Consider the following 20,280-nt stretch of genomic DNA (forward strand, 5'->3'; position numbering starts at 1 on the left):
CCGAGAAATGTCCAAGCACACGCTCTCCGTCCTGGTCGAGAACAAGCCCGGTGTCCTCGCCCGGATCACCGCCCTGTTCTCCCGCCGCGGCTTCAACATCGACTCGCTCGCCGTCGGTGTCACCGAGCACCCCGACATCTCCCGCATCACCATCGTGGTGAATGTCGAGGACCTGCCGCTCGAACAGGTCACCAAGCAGCTCAACAAGCTCGTCAACGTCCTGAAGATCGTCGAACTCGAGGCGGGCTCGGCCGTTCAGCGGGAACTCGTTCTGGTGAAGGTCCGCGCCGACAACGAGACCCGCTCACAGATCGTCGAGATCGTCCAGCTGTTCCGCGCCAAGACGGTCGACGTCTCCCCGGAGGCCGTCACGATCGAGGCCACCGGCTCCAGCGACAAGCTGTCCGCCATGCTCAAGATGCTGGAACCCTTCGGCATCAAGGAACTCGTCCAGTCCGGCACGATCGCGATCGGCCGCGGCGCGCGTTCGATCACGGACCGGTCGCTGCGCGCGCTGGACCGTTCTGCGTAAGTCTTGATACGGGCGGTCGAGCTCCGAAAGGGGGAGCGGACCGCCCGTATTCCGAGACCGCGAAACTTCCCTTCCCCTCACCGTCATACGGTGGGACGCAACACCTGCACTCCCGAGGAGAGAACCCAAAGTGGCCGAGCTGTTCTACGACGCTGACGCCGACCTGTCCATCATCCAGGGCCGCAAGGTCGCGGTCATCGGCTACGGCAGCCAGGGCCACGCCCACGCGCTGTCGCTGCGCGACTCGGGTGTCGACGTCCGCGTCGGTCTGCACGAGGGCTCCAAGTCCAAGGCGAAGGCCGAGGAGCAGGGGCTGCGCGTGGTGACGCCGGCGGAGGCCGCCGCCGAGGCCGACGTCATCATGATCCTGGTTCCGGACCCGCTCCAGGCGCAGGTCTACGAGGAGTCCATCAAGGACAACCTCAAGGACGGCGACGCGCTGTTCTTCGGTCACGGCCTGAACATCCGCTTCGACTTCATCAAGCCCCCGGCGAACGTCGACGTCTGCATGGTCGCTCCCAAGGGCCCGGGTCACCTCGTGCGCCGTCAGTACGAGGAGGGCCGCGGCGTTCCGTGTATCGCGGCCGTCGAGCAGGACGCGACCGGCAACGCCTTCGCGCTGGCTCTCTCGTACGCCAAGGGCATCGGCGGCACCCGCGCCGGCGTCATCAAGACGACGTTCACCGAGGAGACCGAGACCGACCTGTTCGGTGAGCAGGCCGTTCTCTGCGGTGGTACGGCCGCGCTGGTCAAGGCGGGCTTCGAGACGCTGACCGAGGCCGGCTACCAGCCGGAGATCGCGTACTTCGAGTGCCTGCACGAGCTGAAGCTGATCGTGGACCTCATGTACGAGGGCGGCCTGGAGAAGATGCGCTGGTCGATCTCCGAGACCGCCGAGTGGGGCGACTACGTCACCGGCCCGCGGATCATCACGGACGCCACCAAGGCCGAGATGAAGAAGGTCCTCGCCGAGATCCAGGACGGTTCCTTCGCCCGCGAGTGGATGGCCGAGTACCACGGCGGCCTGAAGAAGTACAACGAGTACAAGACCCGGGACGAGAACCACCTCCTGGAGACCACGGGCAAGGAGCTGCGTAAGCTCATGAGCTGGGTCAATGACGAAGAGGCGTAAGCCGTAGGCACGGGGCCGCAGCGATCCGCTGCGGCCCCTTTGCCGAACCCCCGGTAACCACTCGTCCACGGCCTGCAGCCACGGATGAGTGATCCTTCCGCGGAGGCGCAGGACGACCTCCCACGCGGCACTAGACTGCTGCATTACATACGCGTCGGGCCACAGCGTCGTGCGTCTTCCACGCGGCAACCCCTCCACCGCCTGCGGCCGTCGGGACGGCCGTCCGCATTGGACTTGTGAGGACTCACGTGAGCACTGCTGCCAACGGCAAACCGGTCGTACTCATCGCTGAAGAGCTGTCGCCCGCGACTGTCGACGCCCTGGGCCCGGACTTCGAGATCCGGCACTGCAACGGAGCGGACCGAGCCGAACTGCTCCCGGCCATCGCCGAGGTCGACGCGATCCTGATCCGCTCCGCCACCAAGGTCGACGCCGAGGCCATCGCGGCCGCCGGCAAGCTCAAGGTCGTCGCACGAGCCGGCGTCGGCCTGGACAACGTCGACGTCTCGTCCGCCACCAAGGCCGGCGTGATGGTCGTCAACGCACCGACCTCCAACATCGTCACCGCCGCCGAGCTCGCCTGCGGCCTGCTCCTGGCCACGGCGCGCAACATCCCGCAGGCCAACTCCGCGCTCAAGAACGGTGAATGGAAGCGCTCCAAGTACACGGGCGTCGAGCTCGCCGAGAAGACCCTCGGTGTCGTCGGCCTCGGCCGCATCGGCGCGCTCGTCGCACAGCGCATGTCGGCCTTCGGCATGAAGGTCGTGGCGTACGACCCGTATGTGCAGCCCGCGCGGGCCGCGCAGATGGGCGTGAAGGTCCTGTCCCTCGACGAGCTGCTCGAGGTCTCGGACTTCATCACCGTGCACCTGCCGAAGACCCCCGAGACCCTCGGCCTCATCGGCCACGACGCGCTGCACAAGGTCAAGCCGTCGGTGCGGATCGTGAACGCCGCGCGTGGCGGGATCGTCGACGAGGAGGCGCTGTACTCGGCGCTCAAGGAGGGCCGCGTCGCGGGCGCGGGCCTCGACGTGTACGCGAAGGAGCCCTGCACGGACTCCCCGCTCTTCGAGCTGGACCAGGTCGTCTGTACCCCCCACCTCGGTGCCTCCACGGACGAGGCGCAGGAGAAGGCCGGTATCGCCGTCGCCAGGTCGGTGCGCCTCGCACTCGCCGGTGAGCTCGTCCCGGACGCCGTGAACGTCCAGGGAGGCGTCATCGCCGAGGACGTCAAGCCGGGTCTGCCGCTCGCCGAGAACCTCGGCCGCATCTTCACCGCGCTCGCGGGCGAGGTCGCGGCCCGCCTCGACGTCGAGGTGTACGGCGAGATCACCCAGCACGACGTCAAGGTGCTGGAGCTCTCCGCTCTCAAGGGCGTGTTCGAGGACGTCGTCGACGAGACGGTGTCGTACGTCAACGCTCCGCTGTTCGCGCAGGAGCGGGGCGTCGAGGTACGGCTGACCACCAGCTCGGAGTCGCCGGACCACCGCAATGTGGTGACCGTGCGCGGCACGCTCGGCAACGGCGAGGAGGTGTCGGTCTCCGGCACGCTGGCCGGACCGAAGCACCACCAGAAGATCGTCGCGGTGGGTGAGTACGACGTGGATCTCGCCCTCGCCGACCACATGGTCGTCTTCAAGTACGTCGACCGCCCGGGCGTCGTCGGCACCCTCGGCCGCATCCTCGGCGAGGCCGGCATCAACATCGCGGGGATGCAGGTCGCTCGTACGGACCTGGGTGGCGAAGCGCTGGCCATCCTGACGGTGGACGACACGGTTCCGCAGAACGTGCTCAACGAGCTGGCGGAGGAGATCGGGGCGACGTCGGCCCGGTCGGTCAACCTGGTCTGACCTCTCTGAGGATCTACGGAAAGGGTCCGAGCCACCGTGCTGGTGGCTCGGACCCTTTCCGTATGGGGAAGGCCCCTACACGAGGGCCTTCTCGCACTCGCACTCCGCGGCCTGCGTCTCCCGGACCCGTACCCGCCGCAGTGTCACCGACGCCAGCACCGCCGCTCCCAGCAGAAGCACCGCCCCGGCGATCGCCGCCGCCTGCATTCCGCTGGTGAAGGCCTCGCGCGCCGCGGTCACCAGGCTTTCGCCCGCCCGGCCCGGCAGTTGCTGGGCCACGGCGAGCGCGCCGCCGAGGGTTTCGTGGGCCGGGGCGGGGGCCGAAGACGGGATCTCGTGGCGGTACACCGCGGTGCCGATGGAGCCGAGGACCGCCATGCCCAGCGCGCCGCCGAACTCCGCGCCGGTCTCCAGGACGGACGAGGCGGTGCCGGCCTTCTCGACCGGTACGGTGCCCAGCGCCAGGTCCATCATCTGGGACGAGACGGTGACGATCCCGGAGGCGATGACACCGGCGCCGGCCAGCACCAGCCACATCGAGTCCGTACCGGAAACGGTCAGCATCCCGTAACCGCAGGCGGCGAGCACGAAGCCGCCGGCGACGACGTACGCCCGGTTCGCGCCCCGCTGTACCAACTGCGCGGAGACCGGCGCGGCGACGCCGACCAGGACGCTGGGCAGCAGCCCCCACAGTGCGGCCTCCATCGAGCTCTTGCCGAGCACCGACTGGAGGTACTGCGTGGTGAAGTACGCCGAGCCCATCATCGCGAACATGGAGAGAAGGTTCAGCGACACCGCGGGGGAGAAGCCGTGGCCGCGGAACAGCGAGGGCGGGATCATCGGCGACTCGACGGTGCGCTGCCGGTGGACGAAGAGCGCGGCGAAGAAGAGGCCGATCATCACCGACATCACGTACCGCACGTTCCAGCCCTCGGACGGGATCTCCTTGACGCCGTAGATCACCGGCAGTACGGCGGCCATGGACAGTGGAACGCTCAGCAGGTCGAAGCGGCCGGGCGCGGGGTTCTTCGACTCGGGCAGCAGGATCGGGCCGAGGACCAGTAGCAGCGCCATCGCGGGCAGGTTGACCAGGAAGACCGAGCCCCACCAGAAGTGCTCGACGAGGACGCCGCTCATCACCGAGCCGAGCGCCACACCGGCCGTCATCACGCCCGACCACATGCCGACCGCCTTCGCGCGCTGGGCCGGATCCGTGAACAGTGTGCGGATGATCGCCAGCGTGCTCGGCATCAGCGTCGCACCGCCGATGCCGAGCACCGCGCGGGCCGCGATCAGCGTCTCGGCGCTGTTCGCGTACGCGGCCACCAGCGAGGCGGCGCCGAACGCCGCGGCGCCGATCAGGAGCAGCCTGCGGCGGCCGATGCGGTCGCCGAGCGAGCCCATCGTCATCAGCAGACCGGCGAGTACGAACGCGTAGATGTCGAAGATCCACAACTGCTCTGTGCCGCTCGGCTCCAGGTCCGCGCTGATCGCCGGGACCGCGAAGTAGAGGACCGAGACGTCCATGGACACCAGGAGCAGCGGCAGCATCAGGACGCCGAGCGCGGTCCATTCACGGCGTCCGGCCAGGGGTGTGGGGGTGGTGGTCGCGCCATTCGGGTTCGTCATGCCGAAGAATGTACGGGTGTATTAAACGAATGTCTAGAACAATTGTGTAAGACGTGCGTCTAGGACGGTCGTCTGTCTCGGCGGTACGCTGATCCGCATGGGACATCGTGAGGATCTGCTCGAAGGCGCCAAGCGCTGCCTGCTGGCGAATGGCTTCGCGCGCACGACGGCGCGCGACATCGTCAAGGAGTCGGGGACGAACCTGGCGTCGATCGGCTACCACTACGGATCGAAGGACGCGCTGCTGGCACAGGCCTACGTGTCGCTGGTCGAGGACCTCGGCGATGCCTTCGAGGACGGCGGGAAGATCGAGAGCGGCAGCGAGCCCGGCTCGATCGAGCGGTTCCGGGAGGCGTGGTCCAACATCATCGCCACGATGCGGGAGCCCGGCTCACCGTGGCACCTCAGTATGGAGGTCGTGACCATGGGCGACCGCATGCCCGAGGTGCGCGAACATCTGGTGCGGGCCCAGCGGGAGGCGGGTCGCGGCATCATCCCGCTGTTCATGGGAGGGGCGGAGGAAGACGTCCGGGACGAGACCGTGGACACCCTCGGCAAGTTCTATACGACCCTGATGTCGGGCCTTATCGCGCAGTGGACCTTCGATCCGGAGGGCGCGCCCACCGCGGACGAACTCACCGAAGGGCTGCGGCAGGTGATCGCGCAGGCGGTTCGGGAGTCGTCCTGATGAGGCGGCCGTCGCGCATCTCCGCGACGCGGTCGCAGAAGTGGCGTACGAGCGCCATGTCGTGGCAGATGAACAAGTAGCCCAGGCCCAGGCGTTCCTGCAGTTCGGCCAGGAGGTTGAGGATCCCCGCGCGCAGGGACGGGTCGAGGGCGGAGACCGGTTCGTCGAGGATCAGGAGCTTCGGCTCGCAGGCCAACGCGCGGGCGATACCGGCGCGTTGGCACTGTCCGCCGGACAGCTCGTGCGGGCGGCGGTCGCCGTGGGCCGGGTCCAGGCCGACCCGCTCCAGCAGCTCCGCCACGCGGGCGGGGCCCGTGGTGCGGTCCCAGCTCCCTTGTACGCGCAGGGGTTCCGCGATGGCGTCGCGGATCCGGTGGCGAGGGCTGAGCGATCCGTACGGGTCCTGGAAGACGGGTTGCATGGCCTGCCTCAGCGGCCGCAGCCGTCGCTCGTCCAGTGCGGTCAACTCCCGGCCGTCGAACCAGACTTCACCGCTGTCGGGGCGACGCAGTTGCAGTACGGCCATGGCGGTGGAGGACTTGCCGCAGCCCGACGGGCCGATGAGGCCCAGCGTCTCGCCGGGGGCGATGTCGAAGGAGACGTGATCCACTGCGGTGCGGGTGCCGTGGCGGACCACCAGGTCGCGTACGTCGAGCAGGGGGCTCACACGGACTCCAGGAACAACTCGGCGGGGTTGTCGGTCAGTTCGCGCCAGCGGTGGCAGGCGACGGTGCGGCCGTCGTGGGCCTCGGGTTCGGGTTGCTCCGTGCGGCAGCGGGTGGCGTCCGCCAAGGGGCAGCGGGGTTGGAAGGCGCAGCCGGGTGGGAGATCGGTGGGGGCAGGGGGCGCACCGGCGATGGCGGGCAGCCGGCGTTTGTGCGCCACGGGCCCCGGCGCCACGGGCCCCGGAACCGACGCCAGCAACCCCGCCGTGTATGGCGCCCGAGGCCGTTCGAACACCTCGGCCACCGGCCCTGCCTCGACCAGCCGCCCCGCGTACATCACCAGCATCCGGTCGGCGTGCTCTCGTACCGTCGCGAGGTCGTGTGTGACCAGGACCAGGGCGGCGCCCGCGGCCCCCGTCCGGCTGGCCAGCAGGTCGAGTACCTGCTTCTGCGTTTCCGGGTCCTGCGCTGTGGTGGGCTCGTCCGCGATGACGAGGTTCGGCCGGTGGAGCATCGCCATGGCGATCACCGCCCGTTGGCGCATGCCGCCCGAGAACTCGTGCGGGTACGCCCGCGCCTTGTCCGGCGCGATGCCGACCTCCTCCAGCGCGGCCACCGAACGGGCCCGCGCCTCCTTGCGGGAGACGCGACCCACGGACCGTACGGCGGCGGCGAGTTGGTCGGCGACCTGGTGTACGGGGGAGAGCAACGAGAGGGCGTCCTGGGGGACGAGGGCGACGCGGCGGCCCCAGAGGGCGGTGCGTACGGAGCGGGAGGCGCCGACCAGTTCGTCCGCGCCCAGCCGTACGCTCCCCGTCACCGTTGCCTCGCGCGGCGGAATGCCCAGCAGGGCCCGCGCCGTCAGCGACTTGCCCGCGCCCGACTCGCCCACCACGGCGAGGACTTCGCCCTCGTGGACGTCGAAGGAGAGGCCCCGTACCGCTTCGACGGCGCCGAAGGAGATGCGCAGGTCCCGGACGGACAGGAGGAGTTCGGCGCTGCTCAACGGAGGGACTCCTTACGGGACTTACTGGGACGGAGCGCGGCAAGGGAGACAGCGAACCGGCGCCGCCCGGAGTCGGCCCGCGCGGCGCCGCCCTCCGCGTACGCGGCCAGCGATACCGCGAGGCCGGCCATCACTGCCAGCGCGACGGCGGGGGCCAGGGCCGCCCACGGCGCTCGCTCCACGTACGCGCGGGACTCGTCAAGGAGCAGCCCCCACTCCGGGGCGGGCGGCTGGGCGCCGAGGCCGAGGAAGCCGAGGGAAGCGAGGGCCAGGGCGATGCCCGGCAGGCGGAGCAGCGCGTGGCGGGCGACCGGAGCCGCCACGGAGGGCAGCACGTGGCGGGTGAGGATCCACCACGGGGTTGCGCCGATGGCGCGTTGGGCCTGGAGGAACGTCGAGGCGCGTACCTCCTGGACCAGTGCCGCCGCGTGGGCCGACAGCGCCGGCCAGGAGATCAGGGCCACCGCGAGTGCCGCGCCGCCCGTGCCGGGGCCCATCACCGCCGCGACCAGGATGCCGACGATCACCGGCGGCAGCGCGTTGGCGATGTCGGAGGCCCCGGACGCGACGGAGGGCACAAAACCCAGGGCGAGCGCGAGGAGCAGGCCGATCAGGCAGACCACTGCCGCCGTGCCGACCGTCGACGCCGCGCCGTGCCCGAGCCGGGCCAGCACGTCACGGCCAAGACCGTCCGTGCCGAGCGGGTACGCCCAGGACGGTGCCTGGAGCCGGGCGGTCGTGTCCACGGCGTACGGGTCGCGCAGCAGCCCCCAGCCGATACACGTCAGCAGAACGGTCCCGAGCGCCACCGAAACGGCCGGATGCGCGCGGACCGGACGCGCCGCGGGCAGCGTCAGCCCGGCGTCCCGCAGTGCGGGGCCCAGCAGACGGCGTCGTACGAGGGCCGCCAGCACGCCCGCGACCAGGCCCAGGGTGAGCAGCGCGAGGACCGAACCCTGGAGCAGCGGAAGATCCTGCGACTTGGCCGCCCCCAGCGCCGTACGCCCGATGCCCGGTACCGCGAACACGACCTCAACGGCGACCGCTCCGCCCGTAAGACCGACGGCGACCATGCCGAACTGCGGTACCAGCGGCGGCAGTACGCGACGCAGCGCGGCGGCCAAGATACGTGCCTGACGGACCCCGGCACCCCGCCACAGCTCGACCCACCGCTCTTCGAGGACGGCGGGCAGCGCGTCGGCGACCAGGCGGCCGAGCAGCCCGCCCGCGGGGATGCCCAGCGCCAGCGCGGGCAGCACCATGTACCGGGGGCCGATCCAGCCGGAGGTCGGCAGCCAGCCCAGCCACACCCCGCCCACCAGCAACGCGATCGTGGCGAGCAGGAATTCGGGCAGCGCGACGAGCATCGCGGCGAAAGCACCTGCTGACGCACGGGCACGTACGAGCACGGGCACGACCAGGGCGCAGGCGACCAGCAGCGCGACGACGAGGGCCGCGCCCATCAGGGACAGCGACACCTGGAGCCCGGCGACGACCGACGGCAGTACGTCGGTGCCCGACACCCACGAGGTGCCGAGGTCGCCGCGCAGCAGCCCGGAGGCCCAACTCCCCAGCAGGGAAAGGGGACCCGCGTCGAGGCCGAGGTCCTCGCGGATCGCGGTCAGTGCCTCCGGCGTCGCCTCCTGCTCGGCGGACCGGGCGCGCAGCACGGTGAGCGCGGGGTCGCGGCCGGAGAGCCAGGGGAGCAGTCCGACGGTGGCGAGGACTGCGGCGAGGCAGCCGAGCCGGGTGAGTCCGGCCCGGCCGCCCGGTGTCCACGCGGCCTTCAACAGGCGTGCCACGAGCGTCACTTGACGTACGTCTCCATGGTGATCAGCTCGCGCTCGCGCGGGTCGTGCGCGACGTCCACGACGCCGGCCGCGTCGCCCTGGATGACCCGCTCGTGCAGCATCGGCACGGCGGCGTCGGTGGCGAGCACCGCGGCCTCGGCGTCGACAACGGCCTTGCGGCGCCCGTCACCGGACTTCATCGCGGTGGCCTTGTCCAGGGCCGCGTCGACGGTCTTGTCCGACAGCTGGGAGATGTTGAAGGAACCCTTGGACCCGAAGTCGCTGTAGAGGTACGCGGCCGGGTCGCCGGAGTCGAGCACGGTCGCCCGGGACAGGATGAAGGCGTCGAACTTGCCCGCCAGCGCGTCGGACTCGATGTTCGCGTACTCGCGGACGTCCAGCTTCACCTTGAACCCGGCCTTCTGCAGCTGCTGTTGCAGCGTCTGGGCCACCTCGGGCAGCTCGGCGCGGTCGGTGAACGTACCGATGGTGATGGCCTTCCCGGCAGGGTCACCGGCCTTGGCACGCCGTACCGGCGGGCGCAGGTCGGCGGCCCACGGCAGCGCGGGCCCGAGCAGGCCCTCGGCGACGTCGGCGCGACCCTCGTACACACCGTTGACGATCGACTCGGCGTCGATGGCCTCGCGGGCTGCGGCCCTCAACGCGGCGTCCTTGAAAGGCCCTTCGGAAGTGTTCAGGTACAGGGTGTTGGTGCGCGGCATCGGCACCTCGGTGATCTGGTCCTCTTCGAGCAGCGCGGCCTGCGAGACCGGTATCGCCTCGACGACGTCGGCCTCTCCACTGCGCAGGGCGGCGGCACGGGCGGTGCCGTCCGGCACGAACTTCACGTCGATTCCGGGGGACTTGGCCTTGCCGCCCCAGTAGTCGTCGTAGCGGTCGAGGGACGCGGAGGAAGTGCCGTTCACCTTCTTCAGCTCGAAGGGACCGGTACCCGCACCGACGGGGCTGACCGTCCTCCCCTCGTACGCCTTCGCCGACAGGATCGACAGCTGCGGCGAGCTCAGCCGCTGCGGGACGAGCGGGTCCTCGGTGGCGGTGGTGACGGCGACCGAGTCGCCCTCGGCCTTCACCGTCAGGTCCACGCCGTCGAGGATGCGGGGCTTGGGGGAGGCGGTGGCGGCCTCGGTGAGCGACCGTACGACGGCCTCGGCGGTGAGCTTCGTACCGTCGTGGAAGGTGACGCCGTCACGTATCTCGAAGGTCCAGGTCTTCCCGTTCTGCTGCCACTTCGTGGCGAGCGCGGGTTGGGCGTCGCCCTCCGCGTCGAGCTTGACGAGCGTCTCGGCGGTCGACCAGCGGGACAGCTTGAAGGCGTCGTCGGACAGCGGCGAGAGCTCGGAGCGCGGCGGCAGCATGTGCGCTACGCGTACGCGCTTCTCGCCGCCCTCGACGGAGCTGTCCGAAGCGGCTCCCGAGAAGCAGCCGGTGAGCAGGGCGGACGCGGCGGCGACCGCGGACACGGGGAGAAGGCGGGCGGGCAGGCGCACGGGACCCTCCGGTAAAGGGGTGGTCAAGGGGACGTATGCCTGACCGTAGCATGATGACAATCGTTTTCAGTAGCGGCGTCCGGATTCCGGCTGTCCGGTGGGCGGCCCCAGCAGGCAATCCCGAAGACCGGGTGAACGCGTAACCTGTGGGTTACGCTTCAGTCGTGGACGAACTGACCGAGGTGGCCGACGCCATCGCCGATCCGGTGCGCCGGGAGATCCTGGTCATGCTGCGCCACGCCCCGCTGACCGCGGGCGAGATCGCCTCACGGTTCACCATCAGCCGACCCGCGGTGAGCCGTCATCTGCGGGTGCTGCGGGAGAGCGGCCTGGTGCGGGACGAGCAGGTGGGACGTCATCGGCGTTACTCGCTCGTACGCTCCCGGCTGGCCGGACTGGCCGCGTGGCTCACCCGGTTCGACGAACGGCACCTCGACTGGCCGACGCGCCTCGCGGCACTGGACACCGAAGTGCACCGCACGCGCCGGGACCGCGACCGGGCACAGCCCACCGACACCGCGCACCACTCCAGAGAGGACACGGCATGACTGGCATCACCCCTGAACCCACCGGTCGGCTCGTACCCACTGCGACGGGATACGACCTGATCCTCACCCGCACCTACCGCGCCCCCGTCGACGACGTGTGGGCGAGCGTCACCGAGCCGGAGCGTACGGCCCGCTGGTTCGGGCCGTGGCGCGGCGAGGCGGCGCCGGGCCGCACCATCGAGGCGCAGATGGCCTTCGAGGAGTCGGCGCCCTGGATGCCGATGCGCATAGAAGCCTGCGAACCGCCGCACCGGCTCGCCGTCACCACCGAGGACGAGGCAGGCGTCTGGTCGCTGGAGCTGCTCCTGGCCGAGACCGACGGCACCACCGAGCTCCGTCTGGTCCACCACCTCACCTCCACTGAGGACCTCGGCTCGACCGGCCCGGGCTGGGAGTACTACCTGGACATGCTCACCGCCGCCCGCACGGACGGCCCCCGCCCCGACTTCGACGACTACTACCCCGCCCAGAAGGCCTACTTCGAGTCCTTGGCCTGAGCCTCGCCGGCCGGGAGCGTTTATAGACGGTGTGCCTTCAGCGTCATGTGCAGGAGGAGGCGGTCCTCGCCGTCGTCCAGGTCCAGGCCGGTGAGCTGTTCGACGCGGGAGAGGCGGTAGTAGAGGGTCTGGCGGTGGATGCCCAGGTGGGCTGCCGTGCGGCCCGCCTGCCCCGCGCAGTCGAGGAACGCCTCGGCGGTGCGGGCCAGTTCACGGTGGGCCGGGTCCAGCAGGGGGACTACGACCGGGTCGTGGGCCGCCTCCGCGGGCAGCGCCGTCAGCAGGCGGTACGGGCCGATGGCGGCCCACTCGGCGATCGGGCCGATCCCCGGTTCGGCCAGAGCCGCACCGGCCGCGGCCGAGGCCTCCTGCCAGGCGGCACCCAGTCCGGCGAGGCCACTGCGGGGCGCCGCGATTCCCGCCGCCGGGCTTTCCGAGGCCGTTCTCGTCCCCTCCGCCTCCCTCAGCAGCCGCGCAGCCGCCGAAGTCGCCGGTGTCAGCACCGTCGACGAGCGCAGTCGCACCAACAGGGCGAGGCTCTGGCCGGTGGTGCCCCAGGGGACCGTGCACAGGGCCGTCGCCCCAGGGATCGTACGGACCGAAGGCGCGTCGTCCGGGTCGGCGGACGGCCAGGGGGTCACGCAGACCATCGTGTGCAGTCCCTCGCCGCGCACGCCCAGTGCCGTACGGAGTTCCGCCACCGCCATGTCCCGTGGCCAGCCGCGCTCGGCGGTCAGGACGGCGCGCAGTTCACGGGTCAGGTCCGCGCCCGCCTGGGCCTCGTCCGCCAGGAGGTCGCCGATCCGGGCCGTCACCTCCATGGCCGCGTCGAGCTGCTCCTTTGTGGGGCCCGGATCGTCGGCGAGCAGCCATACGTAACCGAGGACGAGCTCCCGATGGCGTACCGGAAGGCAGACGCGCCCCCGGTACACCCCGGCCTCCGGCGTCGGCGGGATACGGACCGGGCCGGTGGCACGGGCGATGCCGAAGCTCTCGAACCAGGTGCGGACCGCCGTGGTGGAGCGGCGGGTGAGGATCGAGCGGGTGCGCACGGGGTCCAGGGCGGACTCGTCGATCTCGCTGTCGCTGTCGTACGCGCCGAAGGCGATCAACTCGAAGTCCCGGTTCTCCAGCGTCGCGGGTGCGCCGAGGAGGCCCGAGATCTCGTCGACAAGTTCCTGGTAGTCGCCTTTCACTCGGGCATTCTCCCGCATTTCCCGCGCCCTTCATACAGATGTCTGAGATCCAGGGCACGGATGCGTGACGTCTGTCGATGGCCCACGATCGGAGGGATCCTTAAGTTTCACGGTGGTTCTCCGCGCCGTCGCCGAGGCGTTCACCCGCGAACGTTCGGTCACGGCCCCCTGCTGGTCGCTGTTGTGGAGGTTGCCCCGTGTTGGGACCCGTGATTCTCGCCGCCTCGCGCAGCGACAGGATGCGCCGCCTGGTGTCGGCGGCGCCGGTGACGAAGCCGGTCGTCGAGCGGTTCATCGCCGGTGAGTCGGTCGACGACGCCGTACCGGTCGTCAAGCACCTCACCGACCGGGGGCTGGAGGTCAGCCTGGACGTGGTCGGCGAGGACATCACCACGCCCGAGCAGTCCACGGCGGCGCGCGACGCGTATCTGCAGCTGATCGACCACCTCGAAGGTCTCGGCCTGGGCGAGCGGGCCGAGATGTCGGTCAAGCTGTCCCTGTTCGGCCAGGCGCTCCCGGAAGGCCATGAGCTGGCGCTCGCCAACGTCCGTCCCGTCGTCGAGGCCGCCGCCCGCATCGGCACCACGATCACGCTGGACGCTGAGGACCACACCACGCTCGACTCGATGTTCGCCGTCCATGAGGAGCTGCGGAAGGACTTCCCGCAGACCGGCTGCGTGATCCAGGCCTACCTGTACCGCACCGAGGCCGACGCCCGCCGTCTCGCCGCGAGCGGCAGCCGCGTGCGTATCGTGAAAGGGGCGTACAAGGAGCCCGCGTCGGTCGCGTTCCAGAAGAAGGCCGAGATCGACAAGGCGTACGTCCGCATCCTGAAGATCCTGATGGAGGGCGAGGGCTACCCGATGATCGGGTCCCACGACCCACGCCTCGTCGCCATCACCCAGGAGCTGGCCCGGCGCGTGGGACGCAAACTCGAAGACTACGAGTTCCAGATGCTGTACGGCATCCGCGGCGAGGAGCAGACCCGGCTCGCCGCCGAAGGGCACCGCGTACGCGTCTACACGGCATACGGCACCGACTGGTACGGCTACTTCATGCGCCGGTTGGCGGAGAAACCGGCGAACTTGCGCTTTTTCGCCCGCAGCATGCTGACCCGAGGCTGAGACATGACAGACACACGGAGTTTCGGCCGGGGGTCCGGCCCGTGGCGCAGCCACAGTCGGATGCTGCGTCCCCCGGGAAAGCACAGCATGCGCCGCCTCGCGGAGAAGCCGGCGAACCTCCGGTTCTTCGCCCGCTCGATCCTCACCAAGGGCTGACCCCACCGCTCAGTTAAGGAGTACGGAACACATGGACGCTGTGACCCAGGTCCCCACCCCCGTCAACGAGCCGGTGCACGGCTACGCCCCCGGCTCTCCCGAGCGCGCCCGGCTCGAGGCCAAGCTCAAGGAGCTGGCCGAGAACCCCCTCGACCTGCCCTGCACCATCGGCGGCGAGAAGCGGATGGGCGGTGGCGAGCCGTTCCAGGTCGTGCAGCCGCACCACCACAAGGCCGTGCTCGGCACCTTCCGCAACGCGACGCAGCAGGACGCGCAGGACGCGATCGACGCGGCCCTGGCCGCCGCGCCCGCCTGGCGTGCGATGTCCTTCGACGACCGCGCCGCGATCATCCTGCGCGCCGCCGAGCTGCTGTCCACGACCTGGCGCGAGACACTGGCCGCCTCCACCATGCTCGGCCAGTCGAAGACCGCGCAGCAGGCCGAGATCGATACCCCCTGCGAACTGATCGACTTCTGGCGCTTCAACGTCAAGTACGCCCGTGACCTGCTCGCCGAGCAGCCCGTGGCGAACTCGACGGGCGTCTGGAACCGCCTCGACCACCGCCCGCTGGAGGGCTTCGTCTACGCGATCACGCCGTTCAACTTCTCGGCGATCGCGGGCAACCTGCCGACCGCGCCCGCCCTCATGGGCAACGTCGTCGTGTGGAAGCCGTCCCCGACGCAGACCCACGCGGCCGTCCTGCTCATGCAGCTGCTGGAGGAGGCGGGCCTGCCCAAGGGTGTCATCAACCTGGTGACGGGCGACGGTCTGGCCGTCTCCGAGATCGCCCTGAACCACCGTGACCTCGCGGGCATCCACTTCACCGGCTCGACGAAGACGTTCCGGCACCTGTGGAAGACGGTCGGCGCGAACATCGACAAGTACCGCACGTACCCGCGTCTGGTCGGCGAGACGGGCGGCAAGGACTTCCTCGTCGCGCATCCCTCCGCGGACCGCGCCGTGCTGAAGACCGCGCTGACCCGGGGCGCCTTCGAGTACCAGGGCCAGAAGTGTTCGGCGACCTCACGCGCGTACATCCCGGCCTCCATCTGGAACGGCGGTTTCAAGGAGGAGTTCGCCGCCGAGGTCGACGGCATCAAGATGGGCGACGTCACCGATCTGTCGAACTTCATCGGTGCCGTCATCGATGAGCGCGCCTTCGCGAAGAACAAGGCGGCGATCGACCGGGCCGCGGAGGACCCGAAGTGCGCGATCGTCGCGGGCGGTTCGTACGACGACTCGGTGGGCTACTTCGTCCGCCCGACCGTCGTCGAGTGCTCCGACCCGGCCAACGAGGTCTTCACGACGGAGTACTTCGGCCCGTTCCTCGCGGTGCACGTCTACGACGACGAGAAGTACGAGGAGATGCTGACCCAGATGGAGTCGGTGTCCGACTACGCCCTCACGGGCGCCGTCATCGCGAACGACCGCGCGGCGGCGGCATACACGGCGGAGAAACTCCGCTACGCCGCCGGCAACTTCTACATCAACGACAAGTCCACCGGTGCCGTCGTCGGCCAGCAGCCCTTCGGCGGCGGCCGCAACTCCGGCACCAACGACAAGGCCGGCGCTCCCCAGAACCTCCAGCGCTGGACCCTCACCCGAGCCGTCAAGGAAACCCTGGTTCCGCCGACGGACTACCCGTACCCGCACATGGGCTGATCCGGTCGTCGGACCACCGAAGTCCTCGACCGCCTCGGCCTGTTCACGGACGACCGCGCTCCAGCCGCCGAACCGGTGGCTGGAGCGCAGCGGTTAGCCTCGGTCTACAAGGATGACAACGGGGTGGACCGCGGCCCACCGCAGGGAGGGGACGGGCGCCAATGAGTCTTCGTCAGTACGAGTACGCCCTGGCCGTTGCCGAGGAGGGCTCGGTGACGGCGGCGGCGGAGCTGCTGCACGTCGCTCAACCGTCTGTGTCCCAGCAGATCCGCGGCCTGGAGCGGGAACTTGGCGTGAAGCTGTTCGCCCGCACGCCGACCGGACTGGTGCCCACCGTGGTCGGCCGCGCGTTCCTGCGGGAGGCGGAGGTCGCGGTGACCGCGTCGCGGCGGGCGAGGGCGACGGCGCGGGCCGGTGCCGACGAGCTGGTGGGCGAGCTGGTGGTCGCGGTGCAGATGGGCTTTGGCACCCAACAGCTGCCGAGCGCGCTGGGCACGCTGCGTCGCCGCTTCCCGCGGCTGGAGGTCACCGTCTTCGAGGAGCCGAGCTCCGCCGAGCTGGAGCGGCTGTGCCGCCGGGGCGTGGTGGATCTCGCCCTGATGGCCTCGTGCGAGCGGAGTCCCTCCGACGCCCACCACCTCGGCGACGAGGAGTTCGTCGTGGTGCTGGGCGCCGGACACCGGCAACTCGCCGCGGACCGGGTCGAGCTGCGCGAACTGGAGGGGGAGCCGTGGGTGAGGTTCGACCGCGACAGCGCGCTCGACGGCGTGCTGCTGAGCGTGCTGCGGGACAACGAGCTGACCCCGGCCACGGCCGCCCGCGTGTCCCAGACGGCGACGGCCGTGCGCTGGGCTGCCCACGGGCTGGGGGTCACGCTCGTCCCGGCCTCCGCGGTGCCCCACGGTCACCAGGACCTTGTTCGCCCGGTGTTCCCGGTCGTGTCCCAGCCCGTCATCGCCGTGGTCCGGCAAGGCGCGGGCCCGGCGGAGACGGCGCTTCTCGAACTCCTGCGTCAGGAAACCTGGTCCGAGTCCACTTTCTTCTCACCGGTTTCCTGACGGCCGGGAACGAGACGGGCGACCGCTGAATTCTTCTTTTCGGAACCGGCGTTCCGGAATTCCGGTCGGCGTCAACCCATGGGGAATTCGCCGCCGTCCACGATGAGATTCCTCCCGGTCAGCCAGCTCGCCCGCTCGGACACGAGGAACAGCACCGCGTGGGCGATGTCTTCGGGCTGACCATCGCGCCCCAGCGGCGGGGTGTCGTCGGCGTTGGTCTCCGCCGGTGCCGCGCCCATGCGCGCGGACACCTCCGCCCACTGCTCCCGCGTTTGTTCGCCGCCGGGGGTGGCGGTTCTGCCGGGAGACACGGCGTTGACCCGGATTCCGAGCGGGGCCAGCTCCAGGGCCAGTCCCCGGCTGTAGTTCTCCAGCGCCGCCTTCGCCGTGGTGTAGTGCAGAAACGGTGCCATCGGGGTGAGGACCGCGGACGAGGAGACGTGCACGATCATCCCCGAACGCCGTTCCCGCATCCCCGGTATCAGCAGTGAGTCCAGCCGCACCGACGCCAGGAAGTTCAGGTCCAGCGCGTCCTGCCACTCCTCGTCGGGGATGGCCGAGCTGCCCTCGTGCGGTCGCGCCCCACCCGCGTTGTGGACCAGGACGTCCACGCCGCCGAGCACCTCCTGTGCGGCGGCGGCGAGTGCCTCCGCACCAGCCCGTGTCCGCACGTCGGCCTCCACGAAGGTGGCCCCCTCCGGCACCGTGCTCGTCGCCGACCTGGCCGTCGTGAGCACCTCGGCGCCCGCATCCAGGAGTTGGCGCACGACGGCCGCTCCGATTCCGCGCGAACCACCCGTGACCAGGGCCCGCTTTCCCGCGAGTTCTCGCGTTCCCGATCCGTTCTCGATCGTGGTCATGCCACCGGTCCTCTCGATCGCGTAATTGTCCGCTCGACGGAAAAAGGATCGACGTGCGCAGAGCGCGAATCTTCGGGAGAAATCGCAGCGAGCACCTCGTCGAGCTGTTTCACGGTACGTACGGAAAAGAACGAGAGGCAAAGACGAAATGTCAGCACGTGCTATAGGGGATTCCTATGTCGTCCCGGCCCTTCCGTCAGTGACCGGCGCAGGAAGCGGATCGAGGCGACCCCCGTCCTGGTCCTGAAGGGCTGAAAGCCGCTCAACCGGCCTGGGGCGGGCAACCTTCGCGCCGCGAGACGGGCGGTTGCCCGTCTCGCGGCGCTGAACGTCGTGCGGTGGTCAGCGGTCGCAGGTCGTGCGGCCCGCGTACCAGCGGCAGGCGAGGGCCGCGAAGCCGCCGTCCGTCACGACCGGGACGGTGAGGGTGCCGCCGCCGTGGACGACGCGCGGCTCCCGGACCAGACCCGACGGGCCGTCGGTCACGGTCTCCACGAGCCATTTGCCCGCGCCGAGACGCATGGGTACGTCCACACTCTGGGCCGCGCCCGCGAACGTACCGCCGATGAACCAGCGGCCGTCCGGAGCTTTCCGTGCCAGGACCGCGGAGCGGCCCGGGTCGCCGGTGAGCAGGCGGGTCTCCTCCCAGCCGGTGGGAAGCTGCTCCAGGTAACGGCGGGCCTCGGGGCGGGCGTCGTACGACTCCGGAGTGCCGGCGAGATTCTGGATGCCGGACTCGTAGAGCACGCTCAGGCCCAACTCACCGGCGTCCGACTGGACGTTGGGGCGGTACGGGCGGTGGAAGGCGCCCGGGGTGAAGTCCATGGAGCCGATGACGTTGCGGGTGAAGGGCAGTGCGGCCAGCTGCGCCGGGGTGTTGTTGCGCTTCTCCTCGCCGCCGACGCCCTCCAGCGTCATGACCTGGGGCCAGGTGCGCTGCATGCCCTTGGGGATCGTGGAGCCATGGAAGTTGACCATGAGGCGATGCTTGGCGGTGTCCTTCAGTACGTCGTCGTACCAGCTCATCCGCTCCTGCGACTCAGAGTCCATGAAGTCGATCTTCACGCCCTTGACGCCCCACTTCTCCAGCGTGGAGAGCCACTTCTCGCGTTCGACGGGGTCGGTGAGGAGGGTGTAGTGCAGCCAGACGTGGATGCCGACGCCGCGTTCCTTGCCGTAGCGCACCAGCTCCGGCATCCAGCTGTTCGTCTGCCAGTCCGGGTCGATGACCTCCCACTCGCCGGGCTTGAAGTACCAGCCCGCGTCCACGACTTCGTAGGGCCAGTTGCGCTCGGCCGCGTAGTCCACGTACTTCTTCTGCGCCTCCAGGCTCTGCCCGGCCTCCTTGCCGCCGGCCAGCCAGGTCCACAGCGCCGCGCCCGGCTTGATCCAGGAGGTGTCGCGGACCCGGGACTTGGGGGCGAGGTCGTCCGTGAACGTCGACTCTGTGACGGTCGCCAGATCACCCGTGATCACCGTGCGCCAGGGGGTGGTGAGCGAGCCGGACACCTGGATGGGGTCGTTGTTCCACAGACCGACGCCGTACGTCGGCGAGTCGGCGGCGTGGGTGAGGTGGGCGCCCGCGTAGCTGCCGGTCAGGTCCGACTCGGCGATCAGGGCGTAGCCGCCGTCCGTCTTGAAGAGGGCCTGCATCGAGTACGTGCCCTCAGGCGCGGCGGCTGCCGACTCGTAGCGGATGAAGGGGAGTTCGTTGTCCGCACGGTAGCGGTTGATGACGGCCTCGGCGGTGGCGGGGAAGGTGAAGGCGGAGGCCTCGCGGACGACGTCCCCGTGGTCGCCCGGCAGGACGTAGCGGTAGGCGACGCCGTCCGGTGCGACACGCGTGAGCAGGTCGAGCCGGGCGCCGTCGGCTGTACGGAAGCGGAAGCGGGACTCGGTCATCCGGGCAACGCGCTTGTGGGACTTGCCGGTTGAAATGGTGTAGCGCTCGTTGATCGTGCGGTCGGTACGGCCGGTTAAGGTCAAGTCCTTGGAGAAGTCGGCCTGTTCGGTGACGAGCCCGAGCGGAGACGGTTCGAGGACGGTGCGGCCCGCGCGTCTCACGGTGAGCGTCGGCCGGCCGTCGTCGAGAGCCACCACGGCCGTGGGGGAGCCGTGCGGGCCGCGCACCTCCCAGGATGCCGGGGCCGCGGGGGCCTCGGCGCGAGCGGGAAGCGCCGCGGTGGCCGTGGCGAGCAGTGCGGAGCAGAGCGTCAACACGATGGTGCGGGCCCGGAGTTGGACCGCCATGTAGAACCCTCCTGTCACAGACATCGGATGACTGTGAGGGTGAAGGGGCTCTTGAGGAGTGTCAAGGAGTCTGACAGCATCAGACATCGGATTGCTGATGAATGGTTCAGTACAGAGACCGGCCCTAC

The 20,280-nt window shown here is 70.0% G+C and carries 17 protein-coding genes; 9 read left to right on the forward strand and 8 right to left on the reverse strand.

Annotation, left to right across the window (positions count from 1 at the left end; genetic code table 11):
* The first annotated feature begins 7 nt into the window (after positions 1–7).
* From ilvN to serA, 3 genes are all read left to right on the forward strand, one after another.
* Positions 8–532, forward strand: coding sequence for an acetolactate synthase small subunit (ilvN, locus tag ACFYO0_RS32490; RefSeq protein WP_344392540.1), 525 nt, complete (start codon positions 8–10; stop codon positions 530–532).
* A 130-nt stretch (positions 533–662) separates the two neighbouring features.
* The gene (ilvC, locus tag ACFYO0_RS32495) at positions 663–1,664 is read left to right on the forward strand and encodes a ketol-acid reductoisomerase (protein ID WP_388683281.1); all 1,002 of its coding nucleotides are present in this window, start codon (positions 663–665) and stop codon (positions 1,662–1,664) included.
* A gap of 248 nt (positions 1,665–1,912) precedes the next feature.
* Positions 1,913–3,514, forward strand: coding sequence for a phosphoglycerate dehydrogenase (gene serA / locus ACFYO0_RS32500; RefSeq protein ID WP_388683283.1), 1,602 nt, complete (start codon positions 1,913–1,915; stop codon positions 3,512–3,514).
* Positions 3,515–3,589: 75 nt separating this feature from the next.
* Here serA and ACFYO0_RS32505 read toward each other — a convergent pair whose 3' ends face one another.
* A complete protein-coding gene (locus tag ACFYO0_RS32505; RefSeq protein WP_388683285.1) occupies positions 3,590–5,143 on the reverse strand; it encodes an MFS transporter in 1,554 nt (517 codons plus the stop codon).
* A gap of 97 nt (positions 5,144–5,240) precedes the next feature.
* Between ACFYO0_RS32505 and ACFYO0_RS32510 the strand changes: the two genes are divergently transcribed.
* Entirely contained in the window at positions 5,241–5,831 is a 591-nt protein-coding gene (locus tag ACFYO0_RS32510) for a TetR/AcrR family transcriptional regulator (RefSeq protein WP_388683287.1), read from the forward strand.
* Here the strand turns inward: ACFYO0_RS32510 and ACFYO0_RS32515 are convergent.
* From ACFYO0_RS32515 to ACFYO0_RS32530, 4 genes are read right to left on the reverse strand one after another with little or no spacing between them, the layout of a single operon-like run.
* Positions 5,779–6,498 carry an ABC transporter ATP-binding protein gene (locus tag ACFYO0_RS32515; protein WP_388683289.1) on the reverse strand — a complete coding sequence of 240 codons (720 nt, stop codon included), beginning with the start codon at positions 6,496–6,498 and terminating at the stop codon, positions 5,779–5,781. The genes ACFYO0_RS32510 and ACFYO0_RS32515 overlap by 53 nt on opposite strands.
* Positions 6,495–7,502 (reverse strand): ABC transporter ATP-binding protein, encoded by a 1,008-nt coding sequence (locus tag ACFYO0_RS32520; protein WP_388683291.1) that lies wholly within the window; start codon positions 7,500–7,502, stop codon positions 6,495–6,497. Before ACFYO0_RS32520 ends, ACFYO0_RS32515 begins: the two co-directional genes overlap by 4 nt.
* Positions 7,499–9,313 (reverse strand): ABC transporter permease subunit, encoded by a 1,815-nt coding sequence (locus ACFYO0_RS32525; RefSeq protein ID WP_388683294.1) that lies wholly within the window; start codon positions 9,311–9,313, stop codon positions 7,499–7,501. The genes ACFYO0_RS32520 and ACFYO0_RS32525 overlap by 4 nt, the downstream gene beginning before the upstream one ends.
* Positions 9,310–10,800, reverse strand: coding sequence for an ABC transporter substrate-binding protein (locus tag ACFYO0_RS32530; protein ID WP_388683296.1), 1,491 nt, complete (start codon positions 10,798–10,800; stop codon positions 9,310–9,312). The genes ACFYO0_RS32525 and ACFYO0_RS32530 overlap by 4 nt, the downstream gene beginning before the upstream one ends.
* A gap of 164 nt (positions 10,801–10,964) precedes the next feature.
* Here ACFYO0_RS32530 and ACFYO0_RS32535 point away from each other — a divergent pair, with 164 nt between their 5' ends.
* Complete coding sequence (locus ACFYO0_RS32535; protein WP_388683298.1) at positions 10,965–11,348, forward strand: metalloregulator ArsR/SmtB family transcription factor; 384 nt, start codon at positions 10,965–10,967, stop codon at positions 11,346–11,348.
* 5 nt (positions 11,349–11,353) lie between these two features.
* Complete coding sequence (locus ACFYO0_RS32540; RefSeq protein ID WP_388683577.1) at positions 11,354–11,845, forward strand: SRPBCC family protein; 492 nt, start codon at positions 11,354–11,356, stop codon at positions 11,843–11,845.
* Between the two features lie 20 nt (positions 11,846–11,865).
* Here ACFYO0_RS32540 and ACFYO0_RS32545 read toward each other — a convergent pair whose 3' ends face one another.
* The gene (locus tag ACFYO0_RS32545) at positions 11,866–13,059 is read right to left on the reverse strand and encodes a PucR family transcriptional regulator (RefSeq protein WP_388683301.1); all 1,194 of its coding nucleotides are present in this window, start codon (positions 13,057–13,059) and stop codon (positions 11,866–11,868) included.
* Between the two features lie 179 nt (positions 13,060–13,238).
* On the opposite strand from ACFYO0_RS32545, the gene ACFYO0_RS32550 reads away from it, so the two are divergent.
* The 3 genes from ACFYO0_RS32550 (at position 13,239) to ACFYO0_RS32560 (ending at position 17,042) form a co-directional block, all read left to right on the forward strand.
* Positions 13,239–14,165 (forward strand): proline dehydrogenase family protein, encoded by a 927-nt coding sequence (locus tag ACFYO0_RS32550; protein WP_388683304.1) that lies wholly within the window; start codon positions 13,239–13,241, stop codon positions 14,163–14,165.
* Positions 14,166–14,352: 187 nt separating this feature from the next.
* Positions 14,353–15,984 carry an L-glutamate gamma-semialdehyde dehydrogenase gene (gene pruA, locus ACFYO0_RS32555; RefSeq protein ID WP_388683307.1) on the forward strand — a complete coding sequence of 544 codons (1,632 nt, stop codon included), beginning with the start codon at positions 14,353–14,355 and terminating at the stop codon, positions 15,982–15,984.
* A 161-nt stretch (positions 15,985–16,145) separates the two neighbouring features.
* Positions 16,146–17,042 carry a LysR family transcriptional regulator gene (locus tag ACFYO0_RS32560; RefSeq protein ID WP_388683311.1) on the forward strand — a complete coding sequence of 299 codons (897 nt, stop codon included), beginning with the start codon at positions 16,146–16,148 and terminating at the stop codon, positions 17,040–17,042.
* Between the two features lie 71 nt (positions 17,043–17,113).
* Here the strand turns inward: ACFYO0_RS32560 and ACFYO0_RS32565 are convergent, their stop codons facing one another.
* A complete protein-coding gene (locus ACFYO0_RS32565) occupies positions 17,114–17,902 on the reverse strand; it encodes an SDR family oxidoreductase (RefSeq protein ID WP_388683313.1) in 789 nt (262 codons plus the stop codon).
* Positions 17,903–18,244: 342 nt separating this feature from the next.
* On the reverse strand, positions 18,245–20,152 hold the full coding sequence (locus ACFYO0_RS32570; protein ID WP_388683579.1) for a glycoside hydrolase family 97 catalytic domain-containing protein: 1,908 nt from the start codon (positions 20,150–20,152) through the stop codon (positions 18,245–18,247).
* Positions 20,153–20,280 lie beyond the last annotated feature (128 nt).

Origin of the sequence: Streptomyces sp. NPDC006365 (genome assembly GCF_042870755.1) — a bacterium.
GTDB lineage: Bacteria > Actinomycetota > Actinomycetes > Streptomycetales > Streptomycetaceae > Streptomyces > Streptomyces xiangluensis.